This is a genomic window from Mycetocola manganoxydans (genome assembly GCF_003667545.1).
Classification (GTDB): domain Bacteria; phylum Actinomycetota; class Actinomycetes; order Actinomycetales; family Microbacteriaceae; genus Mycetocola_A; species Mycetocola_A manganoxydans.
On sequence record NZ_RCUV01000011.1, the window covers coordinates 1 to 18,956 of the forward strand.

Sequence of the window (18,956 nt, forward strand, 5' to 3'; positions counted from 1 at the left end):
ACCCGGAAGCGATGCAGCGCCTCGCCGACAAGATCGTCAACGAAGATCTCTCCGTGCGGGCCGCAGAAGCCGCCGCCGCCCAGGGGTTGGCGCCGAAGAAGCCGAAGCCGGCGTCCGGCGCCCGTCACGGACATCTCGACGAGATCGGGGAACGCCTCGGCGACCGTCTCAACACCCGGGTGAAGGTCACCCTCGGTGCCAAGAAAGGCCAGGTCACGATCGATTTCGCGACGATCACCGACCTGAACCGGATCCTCGGCGAGATCGGCGAACCGGTCTACGGCGCGTAGCGGAACCAGTGGCGGTCGCGAACTATTCAGCGGCCGCCGCAACAGCGAGCGCACTGTATGCCGACGCCAGGGTGAGTCCGGCCGCCTCGATCGCCTGCGGCACGAGCGACGTCTCCGTGAGGCCTGGCAGCATGTTGGCCTCGAGGAACCACACCACTCCCTCGGCGTCGACGATCACGTCGATCCGCGAGATGTGACGCAGCCCAAGCAACTCGTGTACCTGCACAGCGACCGCCGCCGCACGCTCGGCCACCTCTTCGGATACCCGTGCCGGCGCAAAGAATGTCGTCTCACCGGCGTTGTACCGTGCTTCGAAGCTGTAGATACCCGACAGCGGCTCGATCTCGACGGCCGGAAGCGCGACGGGCCCGTGCCCTGAGTCCATCACGGTGATCGCGAGCTCCGTGCCCTCGATCTTCTTCTCGATCAGGGCAACATCGGAGTAGGTGTAGGCGTCCACCATCGCGCGTGGGAGATCCGCGGCATCCGTCACGATCGTCACACCCTGCGCAGAGCCGCCCTGGGCTGGCTTCACGACCGCGGCAGCACCGATCCCATGCAGCACCTCAGCGAGCACGCCGTTGGCGCCCAGTTCGCGGAAGGTGCCGTTCGGCAGCGTCAGCCACTCCGGCGTTGCGATCCCGGCACGTGAAACGAGCACCTTCGCGGTCGGCTTCGACCAGGCGAGCCCAGCCGCTTCGGGATGAGAGCCGACATAACGGATGCCCCTGGCACGCAGCAGGGCCTGGAGCGCGCCGTCTTCGCCGCTGGCTCCGTGGAGAGCGGGCCACACCACATCCGGAGCGTTGTCGGTGAGTGCGGTCAGCAACGAGGCATCGGGGTCACGGAGGGTCACCGTGTGGCCGGCGGCCTTGAGCGCCTCGGCCACGCGGCGGCCGGACCGAAGTGACACATCGCGCTCGTGCGAGATCCCGCCGGCGAGCACAACAATGTCGAGCTTGTGGAAAGTGGTCATGATCAGGCCTTTTCTGTGGGTCTGTATGCGGGACGTCAGGACATGTTTGGTGGCGGAGCCGTATACGGGCCGCGTGAGAGTGCGCTCGTGAGGCTCCCAGTGCCGGCGAACGTGTCGAGCAGGTCGAGCTCACCGTTGATGACCGAGGCGAGGCGGCGGATGCCGACACGAATGCTCTCCGGCGTCGGGTAACAGAACGAGAGGCGCATGTTCCTGCGACCGTCCCCGTCGGCGTAGAAGGCCGTTCCCGGGGTGTACGCGACGAGTTCCTTGACCGCGCGCGGCAGCATGGCCTTCGAATCGAGCCGTTCCGGTAGGGTGAGCCACACGTAGAAGCCACCGGTGGGGTCGGTCCAGGTCAAATCAGGAAGGTACTCACCCAGGGCCGAGAGCATCGTCTCCTTGCGCTCCTGATAGACCCCGCGGAAGGTATTGATCTGGGCCTTCCAGTCGGCCTGTTCCAGATATTGCGAGATCACGAGCTGGCTGAATGACGACGGGCACAGGATCGCGGCTTCGTTCGCGAGAATGAGCTTCTCGCGAATAGCGTGCGGTGCGAGGGCCCAGCCGACCCGGAATCCGGGAGCGAGGGTCTTCGAGAAGGTGCCGAGGTAAACCACACCGTCGCTCTCGAGTGAGCGAAGAGCAGCGGGAGGCTTCTGGTCGAAGTAGAGCAGTCCGTACGGGTTGTCCTCGAGCACGAGGATGTCGTTTTCCCGTGCAATCTGGAGAATCTCGCTTCGGCGCGCCTCAGACAGGGTCACGCCGGCCGGATTGTGGAAGGTGGGGATCGTGTAGAGGAACTTGATCGTCTTGCCGTCGGCCTTGAGGCGGGCGATGTGCTCGCGCAGCGCCTCCGGGATGAGCCCCTCGTTGTCCATCGGCACGTGGTCGACCTCGGCCTGGTAGCTCTTGAAGATCACCATCGCGGTGACGTAGCTGGGGCCCTCGGCGATGACGACGTCACCCGGGTCGATGAACAGCTTGCTGAACAGCTCGAGCGCATGTTGGCTGCCGGTCGTGATGACGACATCGGACGCACTGCCCTCGATGCCCTCGAGCGCCATGACCTCGAGGGTCTGCTCCCGGAGCTTCTGGACGCCCTGACCTGAGCCGTATTGGAGCGCGACGGGGCCCTGTTCACGCATGACGCGATTCATGGCATCCGTCACGAGGTCTTCAGGAAGAGCGGAGACGAACGGCATCCCACCGGCCAGTGAGACGACCTCAGGACGGCTGGCGACGGCGAACAGGGCCCGGACCTCGCTGGCGGCCAACCCGGCCGTCCGGGCGGCGTATGCGCCGTACCACGGGTCGAGATTGTTGCCGGATGCTTGGCGAAGTCCTGGTTCTGACACTGTTCTTCCGTTCCTGGTTCCTAATTGATCGTATCGGGCCATGCAGCGGGGCGCGGACGGCGTGACCCGTCGGATGCTCCTGGGTTAAACGAAAAGACCCGCCCGGCGTGTGCCGGACGGGTCGAGTTCGAGGGTCGTCGGGCTACGCCAGGAAGGCGGCCAGGTCGGCCTCGAGGGCTGCTTTGGGCTTTGCACCGATGATGGTCTGAGCGACCTCGCCGCTCTTGAACACCTTCATCGCAGGGATGGAGGTGATCTGGTACTGCATGGCGAGGTTCGGGTTCTCGTCGACGTTCACCTTGACGATGTCGAGCTTGTCGACGTTCTCAGAGGCGATCTGGTCGAGGATCGGCGACACCATGCGGCACGGGCCGCACCATTCGGCCCAGAAGTCCACGAGGACCGGGCGAGCGCTCTGCAGGACCTCTGCGTCGAAAGTGCTTTCGGATACTGAGCGTGCTGACATGCGTTATCTCCTTTGTGGATGGGTCGAAATTAGACAGTCGCCGCGACCGCTGACGCGATCTCGGGGTTGTGGTTCGCTTCCTGCTCAAGACTCGCGAGGTAGTGCTCGGCGTCAAGAGCGGCGACGGTTCCGGATGCCGCTGCGGTCACGGCCTGGCGGTAGGTCGGGTCGATCACGTCGCCGGCCGCGAAGACACCCGGCAGGTTCGTGCGTGAGGAGCGTCCGTCGACGGCGATGGTGCCGTCGAGCGTGAGCTCCAGCTGGCCGTGGAACAGGTGAGTGCGCGGGTCGTTACCGATCGCGATGAACAGGCCGCCGAGTTCGAGGTGGCTCTCGGTGCCGTCCACGGTCGACTTGAGGGTGACGCCGTCGACGGCGTTCTCACCGGAGATCCCGACGACTTCGGAGTTCCAGATGAACTCGATCTTGTCGTTGGCGAACGCCCGGTCCTGCATGATCTTGGATGCGCGCAGGGTGTCCTTGCGGTGGATGACGTACACCTTCGATGCGAATCGCGTGAGGAAGGTCGCCTCTTCCATGGCCGAGTCGCCGCCGCCGACGACGGCGATGGTCTTCTGCTTGAAGAAGAAGCCGTCGCACGTGGCGCACCACGAGATACCGCGGCCGGACAGGCGCTCCTCGTCGGCGAGTCCGAGCTTGCGGTACGCGCTTCCGGTCGCGACGATGACGGATGCCGCCTCGAAGTCACCGGAGTACCCGGTCTTCACGGTTTTCACCTCGCCGCCGAGGGATACCTCGGTGACGTCGTCGAGGATGACCTCGGTACCGAAACGCTCTGCCTGCTCCTGCATCTTGGTCATGAGCTCGGGGCCCTGGATTCCCTCGGGGAAACCGGGGTAGTTCTCGACCTCGGTGGTGTTCATCAGTTCACCGCCGGCTTCGACGCTCGAGGCGAGCAGCACCGGGTTCAGGTTGGCTCGTGCCGCGTAAATAGCGGCGGTGTAGCCGGCAGGACCCGACCCGATGATGATGACGTTGCGCACAGATGCTCCTTGGAAGATGTGAGTCGCTGAGTGGAACACATCTTAGTTCGCTGATATTCCGCGCGCCTGTTAACGACGGCGCAGTCGCCGGGTTACCGGCAGGATCGCCTCGCGCAGTTCCGGGGAGCGCAGGGCGATGAGTACACCGGCGTAGACGACGCTCATGACGACACCGACGAGGGCCATCGTCACGAGCGCGCCGAGAACGGATGCCAGCGCCCACCCGCCGCTGTACCCACCGAGGGCCCAGACGAGCCCGGCACCGGCGGCCATGGCGGGAACGGCGGCGACGGAGTAGGTGGAGAGGCTCCGCACGATCCGTGGCATCCCGAGTCCGGAGATGCGCTTACGAAGCAGGATCCCCGCGGTGACCATCTGGACGATGATCGAGATCGACATGGAGATCGCGAGGCCGAGGCCGATGTACCGAAGCGGAAGCATCGAACACGCCAGCGCGAGCGCGATGTAGACCGAAACCTGAACGAGGGTGAAGAAGAAGGGGGTGCGGGTGTCGCCGAGGGCGTAGAACGTGCGCTGGAAGACGAACAGCACAGCGAACGGCACGAGTCCGATCAGATACGCGATGAGCACGAAGCCCATGGCTGCCGTGTCCTCGAATGCACCGGTGAACAGGCTCGCGAACGGGAAGGCGAGCACGATGAGCCCCGCGGTGGCGAGCACGATGATGAGCGTTATCTGGCGGACCGCTGCCGAGACATCCGTCGTGAGTTCGTCGGTGCGGTTCTCGCGGACGTGCTCGGCGAGGCGGGTGAAGTAGGCGGTCGCCACGGACAGGGTGATCACCGAGTGCGGCAGCATGAAGATGAGCCAGGCGTTCTGCAGGGTCGCTGTCGACGGACCGTTGCCGGAGGCGATGAGCGCCACGTTGCTTTGGATGAGGCCGGCGAGCGTGGTCAGGGCGAGCATCGCGAACGACCAGCCGGCCAGTTTGCCCGTCGCCCGCAGGCCGATGCCCCGCCAGCGGAAGTCGGGGCGATAGCGGAGCCCGATCCGCCGCCAGAACAGGAAGAGCACGAGTGCCTGCGATGCAACACCGAGCGTGGCGGTGCCGGCGAGCAGGGTGATCATGTCCGGTGTCCACTCGGTGACGAGCCGCGTGCCGTTGGGATCCGCGCCGAAGAACAGGATGAAGAGCGCGAGACCCGCCATCGCGACGACATTGTTGATGACGGGCGCCCACGTGAACGGACCGAACAGCTTGTGCGCGTTGAGGATCTCGCCGAGAACCGTGTAGAGGCCGTAGAAGAAGATCTGCGGGAGGCACCAGTACGCGAAGGTGATGGCGAGAGCCCTCGCTTCGGGGTCGAGCCGGAACGAATACAGGTGAACCAGGAACGGCGCAAGAATGACCGCCAGTGCTGTTGCACCGAGCAGGACGACGAGGGTGAGGGTCAGCAGTTTGTTGGCGTACGAGCGGCCGCCATCCGCGTGCACGATCGACCGGACGATCGATGGCACCAGGACGGCGCTGAGAACGCCTCCGGCGATGATGACGTAGAGCGTGTTGGGGAGCTGGTTCGCGACGCCGAACGCGTCGGCGCTCTTGCTGCTCACGAGGCCGATCGTGGCGGCGAGCAGCATCGCCTTCACGAAGCCGAGGATGCGGGAGACCATCGTCCCGCTCGCGAGGAAGAGGCTGGCCCGCCCGATGCCGCCGGTGTCGGTCTTCGTGGTCATCGTTTCCCTGTGTCGTCAGCGGTCGCCGGAGCATCCGAGTCGGTGGTTTCGGATGCCGCTCGCGGGTCGGAGCGGCGCTTGCGGACGGTGCGGATGAGGCCACCGATGAAGAGGAGGCTGACGAGGACGACGAGGATGGCGGCGCCGATGCCCTCCCAGTCAGCCCGGACGGTGACGGGGACGAGCGCGCTCTCGCCGATGACGGCGCTCTGCGGCGAATAGAGCTGCAGCTGAACGGTCACCTCACCGTTGCCGAGCCGTGCTTCAACGGGGACGCGCACCGTTTCGCGGGCATTGGCGGGGATCTCCTGCGTGACCGAGGAGTTGACATTGAGTTTGAGGCTTGAACTCGAGGCCTGGAGCACGACCGTGACGGGGTAGTCGAGTTCGTTGCGCACCGAGAACGGCAGCGAGGACTGGTTGCTCACCATGAGGATCGGACTCGTCGCGGCGATGGAGACCGATTCGAGGGTCGTGGTGGTTTGCGTGTCGTGGGCCGAAGCCGCGGCTGTCCAGCCGTCGTTGTCGTCACGCCAGCTCACGGCGAGGAGGGCCAGGATTTCGGCGCGCTCGCGGCCGGTGAGCAGCGCCGGTTCGGCGAGCATGGTCGAGAAGGAAGCAAGGTTCGCTTCGCGGGTGGTGAGCCGCTTGACCAGGGCAATCCGCTCCGGTGACTGTGGGGCGTCTGCGATCGCCACAGCCTCGGCCCGCTGCGCGCCTGCTGCGCTCAGCGCGGTGGAGCTGACCGTCGGCATCGCGCTGAGGGCCGTGATGGCGTCGCTGAGGCGCGAACCGGTTGGCGGCCACTCCCGGTCGAGAGTGAGCAGAAGGGTGCGCGCTGGTGCGTCTTCTTCAGACGCGATCACCATCAACTGCCCGGCAAGGTCGGCGAGGGCGTCGAGCTGCTGCTCGGTGGTGCCTGCGGTCGCCGCGCGCTGCAGGGCGGCGGATGCCACGGCATCCGTCACGAGGACCGACGCGTCGCCTGCGGTCCCCGCGGCTCCCGGGGTGTAACCCTTCTCGGTGGTTACGTTGCTTGAGGAGACGATGGTCGTCGTTGCGCCTGAGGCGGAGAAGACGGGCAGGTCGGCAGCTCGGACGGTGTCTCTGTCCGGCCACACGACACCGGTGGTCGTGTACGGCCATTCAGTCAGTTCAGCGAGGGTGGGAAGTGTTGGCTCGCCCGGCTCCGGGGTCGGCGAGGGTGTCGCCGTCGGGTCGGTCGGGTCAGGTGTTCCCTGCGGGTCTTCGGTGGCGAGCGGGTCGGTGGGTGTGGTCTCGTCGTCAGGTGTGACCGGCTCGGTGAAGTTCTCGGGGTTGAGGCTGTACAGCAGACTCGTCGGGTTCAGCAGGCCGGCAAGGCCCGCCTGCGCCTGGACGCTGGCGTCGGCGTCGGCGAACTGGAGAGGGAAGGTTTCGTTGGTGGCGCGGCTGAGCCGGTCAAGCCAGTTCACGGCGGATGCCGGTGCGGCGCTGCCGAGTGCACGAATCGACGCGATGATCATCGGGTCGATGCCGAGGGCGACGGGTCGGTCGATCAGGCCGTCGAGCTGGCGTGTGAGAACTCCGGCCGGCAGCGTGTGCTGCGCGAGGGCGTCGGCGGAGAGTAAGCCCGTACTGCCGGGAGGTGCGGTGATCGGGGCGGCGACCGCGACGCCGAGGGGGCGGTCGGTGGCATCCGGGGTGAAGACGATGGTTTCGGGCGCGTTGACCACTGTCGCGTCGGCGGTGTACTGCGCGTCGAGGGGATACGCACCCGCCTGGTCCGGCAGGCCGAGGATGTCAGCGCTGATGGTGATCGGGGTGGCCGTGTGGCGCACCCCGGGTCCCAGCGCGGGGACGGCAACGGTCGTGACCGCACGGTCGCTCCTGGTCTTGCCCGTTCCTGCGAGCCAGTCGGTGAGTTCGGTGCGGGATTCGATTGCCCTGACACCCGACTGGATGGCGAGTGTCCCCGCGACGAGTTCGGCTTCCGTCGAGTTTTCGACCGTGACCGTCAGGGTCAGGGCACTGGCACCGGTGAGGAAACCGGCCGACTGGCTGATGTCGACGGTGACGTCGTCTTCGGCGACGGCCATCGATGCCGGAGAGAGGGTCACCGCAGGGGCTGATTCGACCGCTGCAGCGCCTGTCCCGATACCAAGGGACACCAAACCGACCGCGGTGGCTACAAGGGCGCGCAGTGTCTTCGGCAGTCGATTCTTGGTCATAGGCTCTCGCTGGCACAGGGCCTCGCCAGCATGAGACCTGATTCTACGGGGGCACGCTGGGCGGCGGCCGCCAGCCACTCCGGAGTGCGCTGTGCTCTTGTTGTGCAGGCACCCGAGTGCCTGGACCTTCGGCGATGAGGGCCGCCTTCCTCCGCCGGCTCCACGCATGGACGTCGCGCTCGCGGTAGAAAGCCGCGTCGAGTCGGTCGAAGTATTCGAAATACACGAGTTCCAGCGCGTGGCGCCGGCTGCTCTTCGCCGCATCGAGGCCAGGATCGAGCAGGTTCATGCGGCGGGACAGGTCCCAGGTGCTCCCCGTGTACAGCGAACCGTCGGAACGACGAAGGATGTACATGTACGGCATGGATCGAGGATGCCGCGGGTCGGGTCGGTGTCGCGGCTGAAGCCGTTGGCGGTGGACAACCCGCCTCTTGGAGGGGGTGTGGAGGATCCGCCCCCGAAGCGGTCGGTCTGGCCGGCCCCAGTCCCGCCGGCGCCTGTTCACCCGTTCCGGACGAATACACCCGGCGTACCGGGTGTATTGGTCCGCAGTGGATGAAAACGTGTGCTCGGCAGGCGCGCTAGATCTCGCCGATCATCGTCCAGATGGTGCGGGTGAGATCCGGATGCTCGAGCGCAATTTCGCGCAGGAGGTCGTACTCGAGCTTCGCGACGTTGTGGCGGTGGGTATCGGCGTCGGGCCGGTTGCTGTTTGCCGCGTACCGGGCCATCGTGTACTGGGTCGTGAGCCCGCGCGCATCGAGCGCGTCCGATCGCAATTCGTAGACCACGAGTTCATCGACCGTCGGCAGATCGTGGATGAAGTCATACGGGTCCTCGCCGGCGCGGCAGCGGTTCTCGATGAGAACGTCGAGTTCGTCGCGGGCGTAACGGCGCAGGCGATCGAGGTCGAAGGGCGTTGTAGTCATGAATTCGGCCCCTTTCCAGGTCTCGCCGAGTGCGCGTTAAAGCGTACGCCTTCCAAACTGGGAGCTGCCGAGACGCGAGCACGCGTGGGGAATCCCGCCTGCGTGGCCGGTCGCGTGGGACGATGGGGCATGGAGAACTCACGCTTGGACGCGTCCACCCTGGAGCACTTCCGCACCGTGCTCGAAGCACAACGCGCTGAACTGCTCGAGCAGACCGCGCACCACGAGACGTCCCTGGCCGAGGTGCGGGTCGCCCGCGACGGAGAGTCCGACGACGAACACGACCCCGAAGGCCCCACGATCGCCTCCGAGTGGTCACGCCTCACTGGTCTACAGGAGGCCGGGGCCCGCGAGCTCACCGTCATCGACAAGGCGCTCGCGCGGGTGGAGAACGGCAGCTTCGGGATCTGCACCTCGTGCGGCAATCCGATCGCCCGCGCTCGCCTTGACGCTCGCCCCGCCGCCGAGCTGTGCATCGATTGCGCCCGTCGGGCTGAAGAGCGCCACTAGTCACCCTCCGCCGACGAACGGGCGACATTCGGGCGGAGAATCCGCGGGTCCGTCGACCTATAGAGTACGGACTCCACGATTCTCCGCCCGAAGTGATTCCCGACCCGCCCGGCGATGGTCGGTGCACCAATCAGCGCGTACGCTCGCACCATGACAGCCGCACTCCCCGACCTCCCCGAGGTCTGCGTGTGTTACATCCTCCGTGTAACCGCTTCAGGGGGTTACGAGGTGCTTCTCGGCGAAAAGAAGAAGGGCCTCGGCCTCGGAAAGATGGTCGGACCGGGGGGAAAGCTCGAGCCGGGCGAGTCGCCCGCGCAGGCGATCATCCGTGAGGTGCTCGAAGAATCCGGACTCTCCGTGCGTGAGGGGGACCTCACGCCGCTCGGTCGCATCCGATACGAGTTCCCGCACAGGCCGGCATGGAGCCAGGTCTCGTGGGTGTTCGCGACCCGCGTCTGGCGCGGTGACATCGTCGAATCCGACGAGCTGCTGTTGCGTTGGCACCCGGTCGACGGCATCCCGTTCGATCGCATGTGGGACGACGCGAAGCACTGGCTGCCGGATGCCCTCGACGGCATATGGTGCGAACGCCGCTTCGTGTTCGGCGCCGACCTGTCGACGGTGGTCGACGGCGATCTGCCCGTTACGCCTGCACAGCGAGGCTGAACGGCAGAACAGCGGATGCCCCGGCGCCGCGAAGCAGGCGGCCGGCGACCGTGATCGTCCAGCGGCTGTCGACCAGATCGTCGACCAGCAGAACGGGGCGACCCGCGTAACCCTCGAGAGCGGTTACCAGCTCGGGTTCGAGACCGAACCGGTCCCAGACGCTGGCCAGACGGTACGCGCTGTTGCCGCCGGGTTCGCCGGAAGGTCCACCGTTCACGAGACTCAGCGAGCCGAGGTAGGGCAGCTTGCCGACCTCGGACAGTGCCCGCGCGACGGAGTCGACGAGCTGCGGCCGGCGACGCGACGGGACACTGACGACGGCAGCAGGTCGTTCGTCCCACCCCCACTCCGCCAGTACCCGGATGCACGCGGCTATCAGAGCGGGGCTCGCCGGCGCATCGGGGGTCCCGGGTGAGAACAGGTCGCGGAGCGTGCCGCCCCAGCCGAGGTCGGTGAGCCGGGCGAGAGCACGGCCGGGTTCCACCCGCTGCTCCGGAGCGATCTTGCCCTTGACCGGCACGCTGAGCTTGTCGGCACCGGTCGGCCACATGGCGCGGGGCTCGAGAGCGACTCCGACACGGCTGAGGGACTTCTGCGCCTGGCCGGATGCCTCCTCCCGCACATCACTCGGGTACCAGGCCGGCTGCCCCGCCGCGGCTGCGCAGTTGTCACATCGGCCACAGGCTACGGCGGTGTCGTCGTCGAGGGCGCGCTGGAGGAATTCCATGCGGCATCCGCTCGTGCGTTCGTACTCGAGCATCGAGTTCTGCTCCTGCACGCGTGCGGCGGCGATGCGCTCGTAGCGCTCGGCGTCGTACACCCACGGTTTGCCCGTCGAAACCCAGCCGCCGGTGACGCGCTGAACGGCACCGTCGACGTCGAGCACCTTGAGCAGCAGTTCGAGCGGGCTGCGCTTGAGATTGACTCGGGCCTCGAGTGCGGGGGTGGAGAGCGGCGCTCCCTCGAAGGTGAGTTCGTCGATCACGGCGAGGGCCTTCTTCTCGTCTGGCATCGACGAGGTCGCGAAGTACTGCCAGATCGCTTCGTCTTCGGTTCCGGGCAGGAGGAGCACGTCGGCACTCGCGGCCCTGCCGGCGATCATGGCGGCTCGGCCAGCGCGACCGACCTGCTGGTAGTAGGCGACGGGGGAGGACGGCGCCCCGAGGTGGATGACGAAACCGAGGTCGGGCTTGTCGAACCCCATCCCGAGCGCACTCGTGGCGACGAGCGCCTTCACCTCGTTGTTCTTGAGGGCCTGTTCGAGTCCCTCGCGGTCGCTGGCATCCGTTCGTCCGGTGTACGCCTGCACTTCGTGCCCCGCTTCGCGCAGCAGCCGCGCGGTGTCTTCGGCCGCCGAGACGGTGAGGGCGTAGATGATGCCCGAGCCGGTGAGGTCGCCGAGGTGGCTGAGCAGCCAGCCGAGCCGGGCACCGGCGTCTGGCAACCGCAACACCCCGAGACGCAGGGATGCTCGCGCGAGCGGGCCGCGAATCGTCACGACCGGTTCGCCGCCGGCGTGTTCGAGCTGTTCGGCGACATCGGTGACGACGCGTGAGTTGGCGGTCGCGGTCGTCGCGAGCACGGGAACACCGTGCGGCATCTCGGCGATGAGGTCGCGGAGGCGGCGATAGTCGGGCCGGAAGTCGTGACCCCAGTCGGAGATGCAGTGTGCCTCGTCGACCACGAGCAGGCCCGTGCGCGGAATGAGCTTGGGCAGCTGTTCTTCACGGAATCGCGGGTTGTTGAGGCGCTCGGGTGAGACAAGGAGAACGTCGACCTCGTCATTGTCGAGTTTGGCGAGAACGTCACCCCACTCGTGCGGGTTCGCGGAGTTGATTGCGACGGCGCGCACCCCGGCGCGGGCGGCGGCCTCGACCTGGTCACGCATGAGCGCGAGGAGCGGCGAGACGAGCAGGGTCGGGCCAGCACCCTGGCGGCGCAGCAGCAGGGTCGCGACGAAGTACACGGCCGACTTGCCCCACCCGGTCCGCTGCACGACGAGCGCGCGCTGCCGCTCGGCGACGAGAGTTTCGATGGCCTCGTACTGGCCCTCATGGAAGTCCGCGTCAGGCGAACCGACGAGCGTGCGCAGGATCTCGAGGGCGGCGGCGCGGGTGTCCGTTCGGGTGTCGATCATGCACCCATGGTCTCAGGTGCCGCTGACAGCGTGCCCCGCGGCATCCGTCAGCCGTCGACGATCTGCTTCCCGAGCGGAAGGAGCGCGATGGGCACCATCTTGAAGTTCGCCCAGCCGAACGGGATGCCAATGATGGTCACGCAGAGCGCGACGCCGCTGACGACGTGGCCGAGGGCGATCCACCAGCCGGCGAGCAGCACCCAGATGACGTTGCCGATCGCGGAGCCGACACCGGCGGTCGGGCGGTCCACGACCTCCTTGCCGAACGGCCACAGCGAATACACGCCGATGCGGGCAGCGGCGATGCCCCACGGGATCGTCACGATGAGGATGCACATGATCGCGGCGGCGATCATGTACCCGACGAAGAGCCAGAACCCCGACAGCACGACCCAGATGATGTTCAGCAGTGTCTTCATGATGCGCCCAGTCTGGCACCCGCGCCTGAACGGAGGGATGCCAGACTGTTCGGGTGACTTCTGAGCTGGTGCAACGCCTCCGATCCGACCTCGACTCCGCCCGATTCACGGTGACAACGATCACCGGACTATGGGGCGACGAAGCGGATGCCGCGCTGCACCGCAACGAGAGAATTCCCGCGTTGCGTGCGCTCGCCGCTCGCCGTGAGGAGAACGAAGTCGAGGCAGCCGCAACACTCGCCCGGCTGTTCGTGCTCGGACTGCCGGTGCCTGCCGACGAACTCGCCGCCGCCCTGCCGACGCTCACGACGGAGGGCGCCCTGGCGCTGAAACTGGTCGCGCTCGACGAAGGGCAGGTCACTCCCCTGCTCGACCTGCGCCCGTACAGTTTCGTCGACGCCAACGGTGCCGGCAGTTGGTGGGTCGTGTCGGACCTCGGCGAGCTGGCGCTCGGTCGTCCGATCGGCGAAGACCACGTGCTGGGCGTCGGCGGCGCGTCGATGACGCTCAGCGGACTGATGATGCAGACCCCGGTGGGCACGGTGCTCGATCTCGGGACCGGCTGCGGAATTCAGGCGATGCACGCGGCGCGCCACGCGGCATCCGTCGTCGCGACCGACATCTCCGAGCGCGCCCTCGTGCTCGCGCGGCTCAACGCCGAGTTGAACGGCATCCACAACATCGAGTTTCGCCACGGGGACCTGTTCGAACCGGTGCGGGGTGAGCGGTTCGACCAGATCGTCTCGAATCCGCCGTTCGTCATCACGCCACGAACCGAGGGCGTCCCGGCGTACGAGTATCGCGACGGCGGTATGGAGGGTGACGCGCTCGTCGAAGCGGTGATCCGCGGCGCCGCGGCCCACCTGCACCCCGGTGGTGTCGCCCAGTTGCTGGGCAACTGGGAGTACCGGGTCGGCCAGGACGCCTTCCGTCGCGTCGGCGGCTGGATCGACGGCACCGGCCTCGACGCCTGGGTGATCGAGCGAGACGTTCAGGACCCCGCCGAATACGCCGAAACCTGGATCCGCGACGGCGGCACCCGCTCAGGCACCCCTGAATTCGACCGACTGTACGCCGCGTGGCTCGACGACTTCGCCGCCAGGCGGGTCACCTCGGTCGGGTTCGGCTACGTCACGTTGCGGATGCCGCTGGCGGGCGACCCGTCCCTCCGACGGCTCGAACGGATGCACGGCTCTCTCGGCGCGAACGAATCGGGGCTCGGCGTCCACCTCGAGTCGGTCCTCGCCGGTCGTGACTGGCAAGCCGCCCTCTCCGACGAGGACCTCGCGCTGGCACATGTCTCGGTCGCCGCCGACGTCACCGAAGAGCGGCACTACTGGCCCGGTGCGGAGCATCCGACCGCGATGATGCTGCGCCAGGGCGGAGGCCTCGGCCGCACCGTGAGGATGGACACCGGCCTCGCCGCCCTCGTCGGCGCGTGCGACGGCGACCTGCCGATCAGCGCGGTCGTCGCTGCGATCGCCCAGTTGCTCGACGCCGACTACCAGGAACTCCTCGCCGAACTGCTCCCGCGCGTCCGCGCCCTCATCGACGACGGGTTCCTGCTTCCGCCTGAGCAGTAGGCGTTCGGCAGTGCCCGCCTAAGCACCCATCCGCCGTCTAAGCCGCCGGAACCGAACTGCTCATCCGGCGATTCTGCGCAAGCTCGGCGCGGCATCCAGAACCGAAGCTGTCTTTCTCGCGAAGGAGCTTGTTGAGCTGCTTACGATGGGAGACAAGATCCGTTTGCGCGGATGTCACCACCTCAGGGGAGGTTGCCGTGGTTCAGGTCCATATCGTCGGCGTCGCGCTGGACTCACGTGGGCAGCCCCTCATTTTGTTGAAGCCGATCGACGCAGTTCCGGGGGTCGGGCTTGTTCTCCCGATCTGGATCGGCGCGCAGGAGGCGACGTCGATTCTCATCGCCGTTGAGGGGAACGAGGCGCCCCGGCCGCTGTCCCACGACCTGATGAAGACGCTCATGGAGACCCTCCACGCGAGTGTCGAGCGCGTCGAGATCACCAGAATCGATGACGGCACGTTCTATGCCGAACTGACGCTCCACACGCGGGAGGGCGTGATCGTTCTCGATTGCCGTCCCTCGGACGCCATCGCCATCGCCGCCCGCACCGAGGCGTCGATCTGGGTCAACGACGGCGTTCTCGAGGAAGCGGGCATCGCCGAGGAGAGCACGGTGACGGATGCCTCGGGTACCGGCGGCGAGACGGCCGATGCGCCCGATGAGGAGGAGCGGGTCGCTGACTTCCGCAGATTCCTCGACGAGGTCGACCCTGAGGACTTCCAGGGCTGACGCGCCGCTGAAGGGCCCGCCCACGAGCCCACCAGCCCACAGAGAACCGCATCATAGCCAGATAGCAACGCTTGCCAAGCGTCTTGTGGCACTTGTCCCCCAGTTCTATATTCCCCCTGTGGCGCTGATGCCACATTTCGGCACCGCTGGTGGAAAGCAGCGGTCCTCACAAAGGGGATATGGCGATGCGCGAATACAACATCGGTGACCGGCGCTTCACGCGAGAAGAAGCATCATGACGACCCACGCCGAGCGGGACGCCGAAGCAGCAGCGCCGCGATCGTTGCCCCCCAGGAGGAAGAAGAAAACCGGGTTCGCCGCGAAATACAACAAGCGCGAAGCGATCGCCGGGTACCTCTTCATCGCTCCGTGGGTGATCGGGTTCCTTGTCTTCACCCTTGGCGCGATGATCTACAGCCTCGTGATCTCGTTCAGCAACTACAACCTCGCGAGAAACACGGCGACGCCGGTGGGGTTCGCCAACTATGAGCGGCTCTTCGAGGACCCGAAGGTAGCGCTTGCGCTGGGAAACACCCTCGTCTACGCCCTCATGGCGGTTCCGCTGGAGGTCGCCTTCGCGCTCTTCCTCGCCATGCTTCTTGCCCGCGTCGGCAAGGGTGCCGGGTTCTTCCGTACCGTCTACTACCTGCCGAAGATGACGCCGACGGTCGCGACGGCATCCGTCTTTCTCCTGCTCCTGAACGGCAACACCGGCGCGATCAACCGGGGGCTGTCGGTCATCGGCATCGAGGGGCCGCAGTGGCTCGTCGACCCCGCGTGGGTGAAACCCTCGATCGTTTTGATGACTCTGTGGACGGTCAGCGGAACCATGGTGATCTTCCTCGCGGCGCTTAAGAACGTGCCGCGGGACCTGTACGAGGTGGCGTCGCTCGACGGGGCGGGGCCGGTGCGGCAGTTCTTCACCATCACTGTCCCGATGATTTCGAGCGCGATCTTCTTCAACGTGATCGTGCTCACCATCGCTGCATTCCAGATCTTCGACCAGGCCTACCTCCTGTTCTGGCGAGATCAATCGAACTCGTCACCGGAGTCATCGCTGTTCTACGCGGTGTACCTCTTCCAGCAGGCATTCCGGCAGTTCAACTTCGGATTCGCCGCCGCGATGGCGTGGCTTCTCTTCATGATCATCATGCTGATCACCTTCATCCAGATGAAGTTCGGAAACCGGTTCGTGTACTACGAGGGAGATGATCGCTGATGAGCGTCACCGAGTCTTCATCTGAAGCCCTGAAGCTGCGGGGCCAGGTCATCGGCGAGCAGGCGGTCACGGGTCCGCCGCCTCGCCAGAACCTGCCCTCCCGCAAACCGGACCGCTGGTACAAGCCGAAGAGCGTGATCGGCAAGATCTTCCTGTGGATCGGTCTCATCGGGTTCTCGTTGCTGTTCATGTACCCGTTCGTCTGGCTCCTCGCCGCGAGTCTCAAGCCGCGCGGCCAGGTCTTCGACAACGCGCTGTGGCCGCGCACGCTCGTACCGGAGAACTACGTCGAGGTCTGGAACCAGCTGCCGCTCATCAGCTGGATGTTCAACAGCATCGCGATCGCCCTGCTCGCGGCGACGGCCGTCGCCGTCTCGAGTTCCGTGGTCGCGTTCGGGTTCGCGTACTTCAAGTTCCCGGCACGCAACCTGCTGTTCGGCCTCGTGCTCGCGACGATGATGCTCCCGGGTGCCGTGACGATGCTGCCGCAGTACCTCATCTGGAAGGAACTCGGACTCATCGGAACGTGGGCGCCCCTGTGGGGCGCCAATCTGTTCGGGTCGGCGTTCTACATCTTCCTACAGCGGCAATTCTTCCTCGGTTTGCCCCGTGAACTGTTCGAAGCGGCGCGCATCGACGGCGCGAGCTACTGGGGACTGTTCCGCCGGATCGCGATGCCCCTGTCGATCCCATCGTTCATCATCGTGTTCGTGTTCGAGTTCCAGGCCAGCTGGAACAACCTGCAGGCCGCGCTGATCTACCTCAACGCCGGATCCGTCGAAGGGTTCACCGCACCGCTCGGTATCGCGTACGCGATGACGAAGTACAGCCCGACAGCGGGCGGGCAGGGCGACTACCAGTACGTCATGGTCGCGTCCCTGCTCATCACGATCCCGATGCTGCTGATCTTCGCGTTCGGGCAGCGCTACTTCATCGAGGGAGTCGCGACGCAGGGCCGCAAGGGCTGAGCGGCGGAGCGGCATCCGCGTTTTCACTCGTTGCGGTGGGATTCACTCGGCGTGCCGGGTGTTCTGGTCCGAAGTGGGTGAATTCGTGCTCTCAGGGGGGCGGATGCTGCGGCGCACGCACCGCGCATGCACGTACCATCCACCCACAGCGCACCGCCCATGCAGGTGCGCAAACAGTGGCGGGCGGCCCCGCATGGGACCGCCCGCCACCGTCTTTGCTACCCGGGGCCTACTGCCCCTCTGTCGCTGAGTCGTACGCTCGCATCGCCGCCTCCTGGGCGTCGGCGAGAGCCTCTTCCGTCGACTTGTCCCCGAGGAGAGCTGACGTCACCGCGTTCTTCAGTTCTGTCTGGATCTCCTGACCGGCGGGTGATGCCCCGTAGGACTCGCCTTCGCCCACGACCTCGTAGAAGGTCGAGATGGTCTGGTCGAATCCGGCGTTGCCGCTCTCCGTGACGAACTCTGCCCGGATCGCCTCATCGGCGGCCGGTGAACCGGTGAAGAGGCCGGTGTTGATCGCACCGGGGGTGTCGGAAATCGTCTGGGCTCGAGCCTGGCCGGCCGCCATCCACGCGTCCTGGGAGGTGAGGTTGATTGCCCACGCGCACGCGGCATCCGCGTTCTTGGCACCAGCGGGAATCACGAACGCTGTTCCGCTCGCAACGGTGAAGGGCTCGCCCTCCATGTCACGGAACGGTACCGCTTCGATCTCGACCTGGTCGACGTACGGGGTCAGAACGTTCACGTACCACTGCGCGTTGACCTGGGCGCCGACCTGGTCGGCGACGTACGGGTTGTTGTCACCGAAGGTGTCGAAGGAGTCCGTGAAGCTCTTGTACTTCGCGTAACCGCCCTGGGCGTCGAACAGGAGCTTGAGGTAGTTGATCGCCTCGGCGTTCTTCGGGTCATCGAGGGTCGGAACACCGTCGTCGTCCATCAGCTCTCCGCCATAGCCGAGCATCCACAGACCGGCCTGGTTGACTCCGACCGAGTCGAAGCCGAGAACGCTCGGGTTACCGCCGCTTTCCGCGTACATCTTGCTGACTGCGTCGAGCAGAACGTCTGGTTTCGAGGTGTCGATGTCCTCGTTCGTGACGCCGGCCGCATCCATCACTCGCTTGTTCAGCATGATCGCCGGCGGCTGATAGAACTGTGGAACCGCCCAGACCTTGTCGTCCCAGTCCACGTCATCCATGACCGACTCGTAGTACTGCTCGTCCGGGTCGACACCGTGCGCCGCGAAGCACTCGTCGAGGGGCTCGATGAGGCCCTGTGCTGCATAGGTTCCCACGAACTGCCGGTCCATCTGCACGACGTCCGGCACGTTGCCGCTTGCAACGCGTGTCGTGAACTTCTGCGCGTCGAACGCGGTCTGGTCGATGTCGATGTCGATGTCGCTCAACTGTTCTTCGGCGTAGTCGAGCCTCGATGTGCCGACCTCATCGGCGTTGTCGAAACCCCATGCGGTCAGACTGCCGGAGGGACTGTCACTGAACGACACTCCTTCTCCCCCGCCGGCGCCACCGCCTCCGCACGCGGTCAGAGCGAAAACGGATGCCGCCGCGGTCGCGGCCAGCAGACCTTTCTTCTTGCTGTACATCGAGGTGCCCCTTAGAAATCAGGTGACAGACGACACGGTTGTCGCCCGGCTCCGCAGAAAATCCCGTACGACCGGGCAATCCGCTCACGGTTGGACGGTAAGCCGCAGGCGCTCGACGAAACAAGGGGTTGCGAAGCGTCTCAAAGCGTTGTTCGCCGGCTCCGGGAACATCACACGGCCGCGCTCGCTGCCGCG

The 18,956-nt window shown here is 66.0% G+C and carries 17 protein-coding genes and 1 pseudogene; 7 read left to right on the top strand and 11 right to left on the bottom strand.

Annotated elements, in window-relative coordinates; translation table 11 throughout:
* Positions 1–290, top strand: a pseudogene (locus D9V29_RS10400) (ParB/RepB/Spo0J family partition protein); the annotation flags it as partial.
* A gap of 22 nt (positions 291–312) precedes the next feature.
* Here the strand turns inward: D9V29_RS10400 and D9V29_RS10405 are convergent.
* From D9V29_RS10405 to D9V29_RS10440, 8 genes are all read right to left on the bottom strand, one after another.
* Positions 313–1,266, bottom strand: coding sequence for a D-alanine--D-alanine ligase family protein (locus D9V29_RS10405; protein WP_121673262.1), 954 nt, complete (start codon positions 1,264–1,266; stop codon positions 313–315).
* Between the two features lie 35 nt (positions 1,267–1,301).
* Complete coding sequence (locus D9V29_RS10410; protein WP_121673263.1) at positions 1,302–2,666, bottom strand: aminotransferase-like domain-containing protein; 1,365 nt, start codon at positions 2,664–2,666, stop codon at positions 1,302–1,304.
* Positions 2,667–2,766: 100 nt separating this feature from the next.
* Positions 2,767–3,090 (bottom strand): thioredoxin, encoded by a 324-nt coding sequence (trxA, locus tag D9V29_RS10415; protein ID WP_121673264.1) that lies wholly within the window; start codon positions 3,088–3,090, stop codon positions 2,767–2,769.
* Positions 3,091–3,119: 29 nt separating this feature from the next.
* Entirely contained in the window at positions 3,120–4,094 is a 975-nt protein-coding gene (gene trxB, locus D9V29_RS10420; RefSeq protein WP_121673265.1) for a thioredoxin-disulfide reductase, read from the bottom strand.
* Positions 4,095–4,163: 69 nt separating this feature from the next.
* The gene (gene murJ / locus D9V29_RS10425; protein WP_121673266.1) at positions 4,164–5,792 is read right to left on the bottom strand and encodes a murein biosynthesis integral membrane protein MurJ; all 1,629 of its coding nucleotides are present in this window, start codon (positions 5,790–5,792) and stop codon (positions 4,164–4,166) included.
* The gene (locus tag D9V29_RS10430) at positions 5,789–8,002 is read right to left on the bottom strand and encodes a DUF6049 family protein (protein ID WP_121673267.1); all 2,214 of its coding nucleotides are present in this window, start codon (positions 8,000–8,002) and stop codon (positions 5,789–5,791) included. The genes murJ and D9V29_RS10430 overlap by 4 nt, the downstream gene beginning before the upstream one ends.
* 43 nt (positions 8,003–8,045) lie before the next feature.
* Positions 8,046–8,366: a GIY-YIG nuclease family protein gene (locus D9V29_RS10435; RefSeq protein WP_121673268.1), complete on the bottom strand. Its 321-nt coding sequence runs from the start codon at positions 8,364–8,366 to the stop codon at positions 8,046–8,048.
* 217 nt (positions 8,367–8,583) lie between these two features.
* On the bottom strand, positions 8,584–8,931 hold the full coding sequence (locus tag D9V29_RS10440; protein ID WP_121673269.1) for a hypothetical protein: 348 nt from the start codon (positions 8,929–8,931) through the stop codon (positions 8,584–8,586).
* A 129-nt stretch (positions 8,932–9,060) separates the two neighbouring features.
* On the opposite strand from D9V29_RS10440, the gene D9V29_RS10445 reads away from it, so the two are divergent.
* Both D9V29_RS10445 and D9V29_RS10450 read left to right on the top strand, forming a co-directional pair.
* Positions 9,061–9,441: a TraR/DksA family transcriptional regulator gene (locus tag D9V29_RS10445; protein ID WP_121673270.1), complete on the top strand. Its 381-nt coding sequence runs from the start codon at positions 9,061–9,063 to the stop codon at positions 9,439–9,441.
* A 150-nt stretch (positions 9,442–9,591) separates the two neighbouring features.
* Entirely contained in the window at positions 9,592–10,107 is a 516-nt protein-coding gene (locus D9V29_RS10450; RefSeq protein ID WP_183084982.1) for an 8-oxo-dGTP diphosphatase, read from the top strand.
* Here the strand turns inward: D9V29_RS10450 and D9V29_RS10455 are convergent.
* The gene (locus D9V29_RS10455; protein ID WP_121673272.1) at positions 10,085–12,244 is read right to left on the bottom strand and encodes a RecQ family ATP-dependent DNA helicase; all 2,160 of its coding nucleotides are present in this window, start codon (positions 12,242–12,244) and stop codon (positions 10,085–10,087) included. The two genes, D9V29_RS10450 and D9V29_RS10455, sit on opposite strands and share 23 nt — an antisense overlap.
* 47 nt (positions 12,245–12,291) lie before the next feature.
* Positions 12,292–12,663, bottom strand: coding sequence for a YccF domain-containing protein (locus tag D9V29_RS10460; RefSeq protein WP_121673273.1), 372 nt, complete (start codon positions 12,661–12,663; stop codon positions 12,292–12,294).
* 53 nt (positions 12,664–12,716) lie between these two features.
* Between D9V29_RS10460 and D9V29_RS10465 the strand changes: the two genes are divergently transcribed.
* The 4 genes from D9V29_RS10465 (at position 12,717) to D9V29_RS10480 (ending at position 17,161) form a co-directional block, all read left to right on the top strand.
* On the top strand, positions 12,717–14,246 hold the full coding sequence (locus D9V29_RS10465; RefSeq protein WP_121673274.1) for a DUF7059 domain-containing protein: 1,530 nt from the start codon (positions 12,717–12,719) through the stop codon (positions 14,244–14,246).
* Between the two features lie 197 nt (positions 14,247–14,443).
* The gene (locus D9V29_RS10470) at positions 14,444–14,974 is read left to right on the top strand and encodes a bifunctional nuclease family protein (RefSeq protein WP_121673275.1); all 531 of its coding nucleotides are present in this window, start codon (positions 14,444–14,446) and stop codon (positions 14,972–14,974) included.
* A gap of 235 nt (positions 14,975–15,209) precedes the next feature.
* Positions 15,210–16,193: a carbohydrate ABC transporter permease gene (locus tag D9V29_RS10475; protein ID WP_121673276.1), complete on the top strand. Its 984-nt coding sequence runs from the start codon at positions 15,210–15,212 to the stop codon at positions 16,191–16,193.
* A complete protein-coding gene (locus D9V29_RS10480) occupies positions 16,193–17,161 on the top strand; it encodes a carbohydrate ABC transporter permease (protein ID WP_121673277.1) in 969 nt (322 codons plus the stop codon). Before D9V29_RS10475 ends, D9V29_RS10480 begins: the two co-directional genes overlap by 1 nt.
* A gap of 229 nt (positions 17,162–17,390) precedes the next feature.
* On the opposite strand, the gene D9V29_RS10485 is transcribed toward D9V29_RS10480, so the two are convergent.
* Complete coding sequence (locus D9V29_RS10485) at positions 17,391–18,761, bottom strand: ABC transporter substrate-binding protein (RefSeq protein WP_121673278.1); 1,371 nt, start codon at positions 18,759–18,761, stop codon at positions 17,391–17,393.
* Positions 18,762–18,956 lie beyond the last annotated feature (195 nt).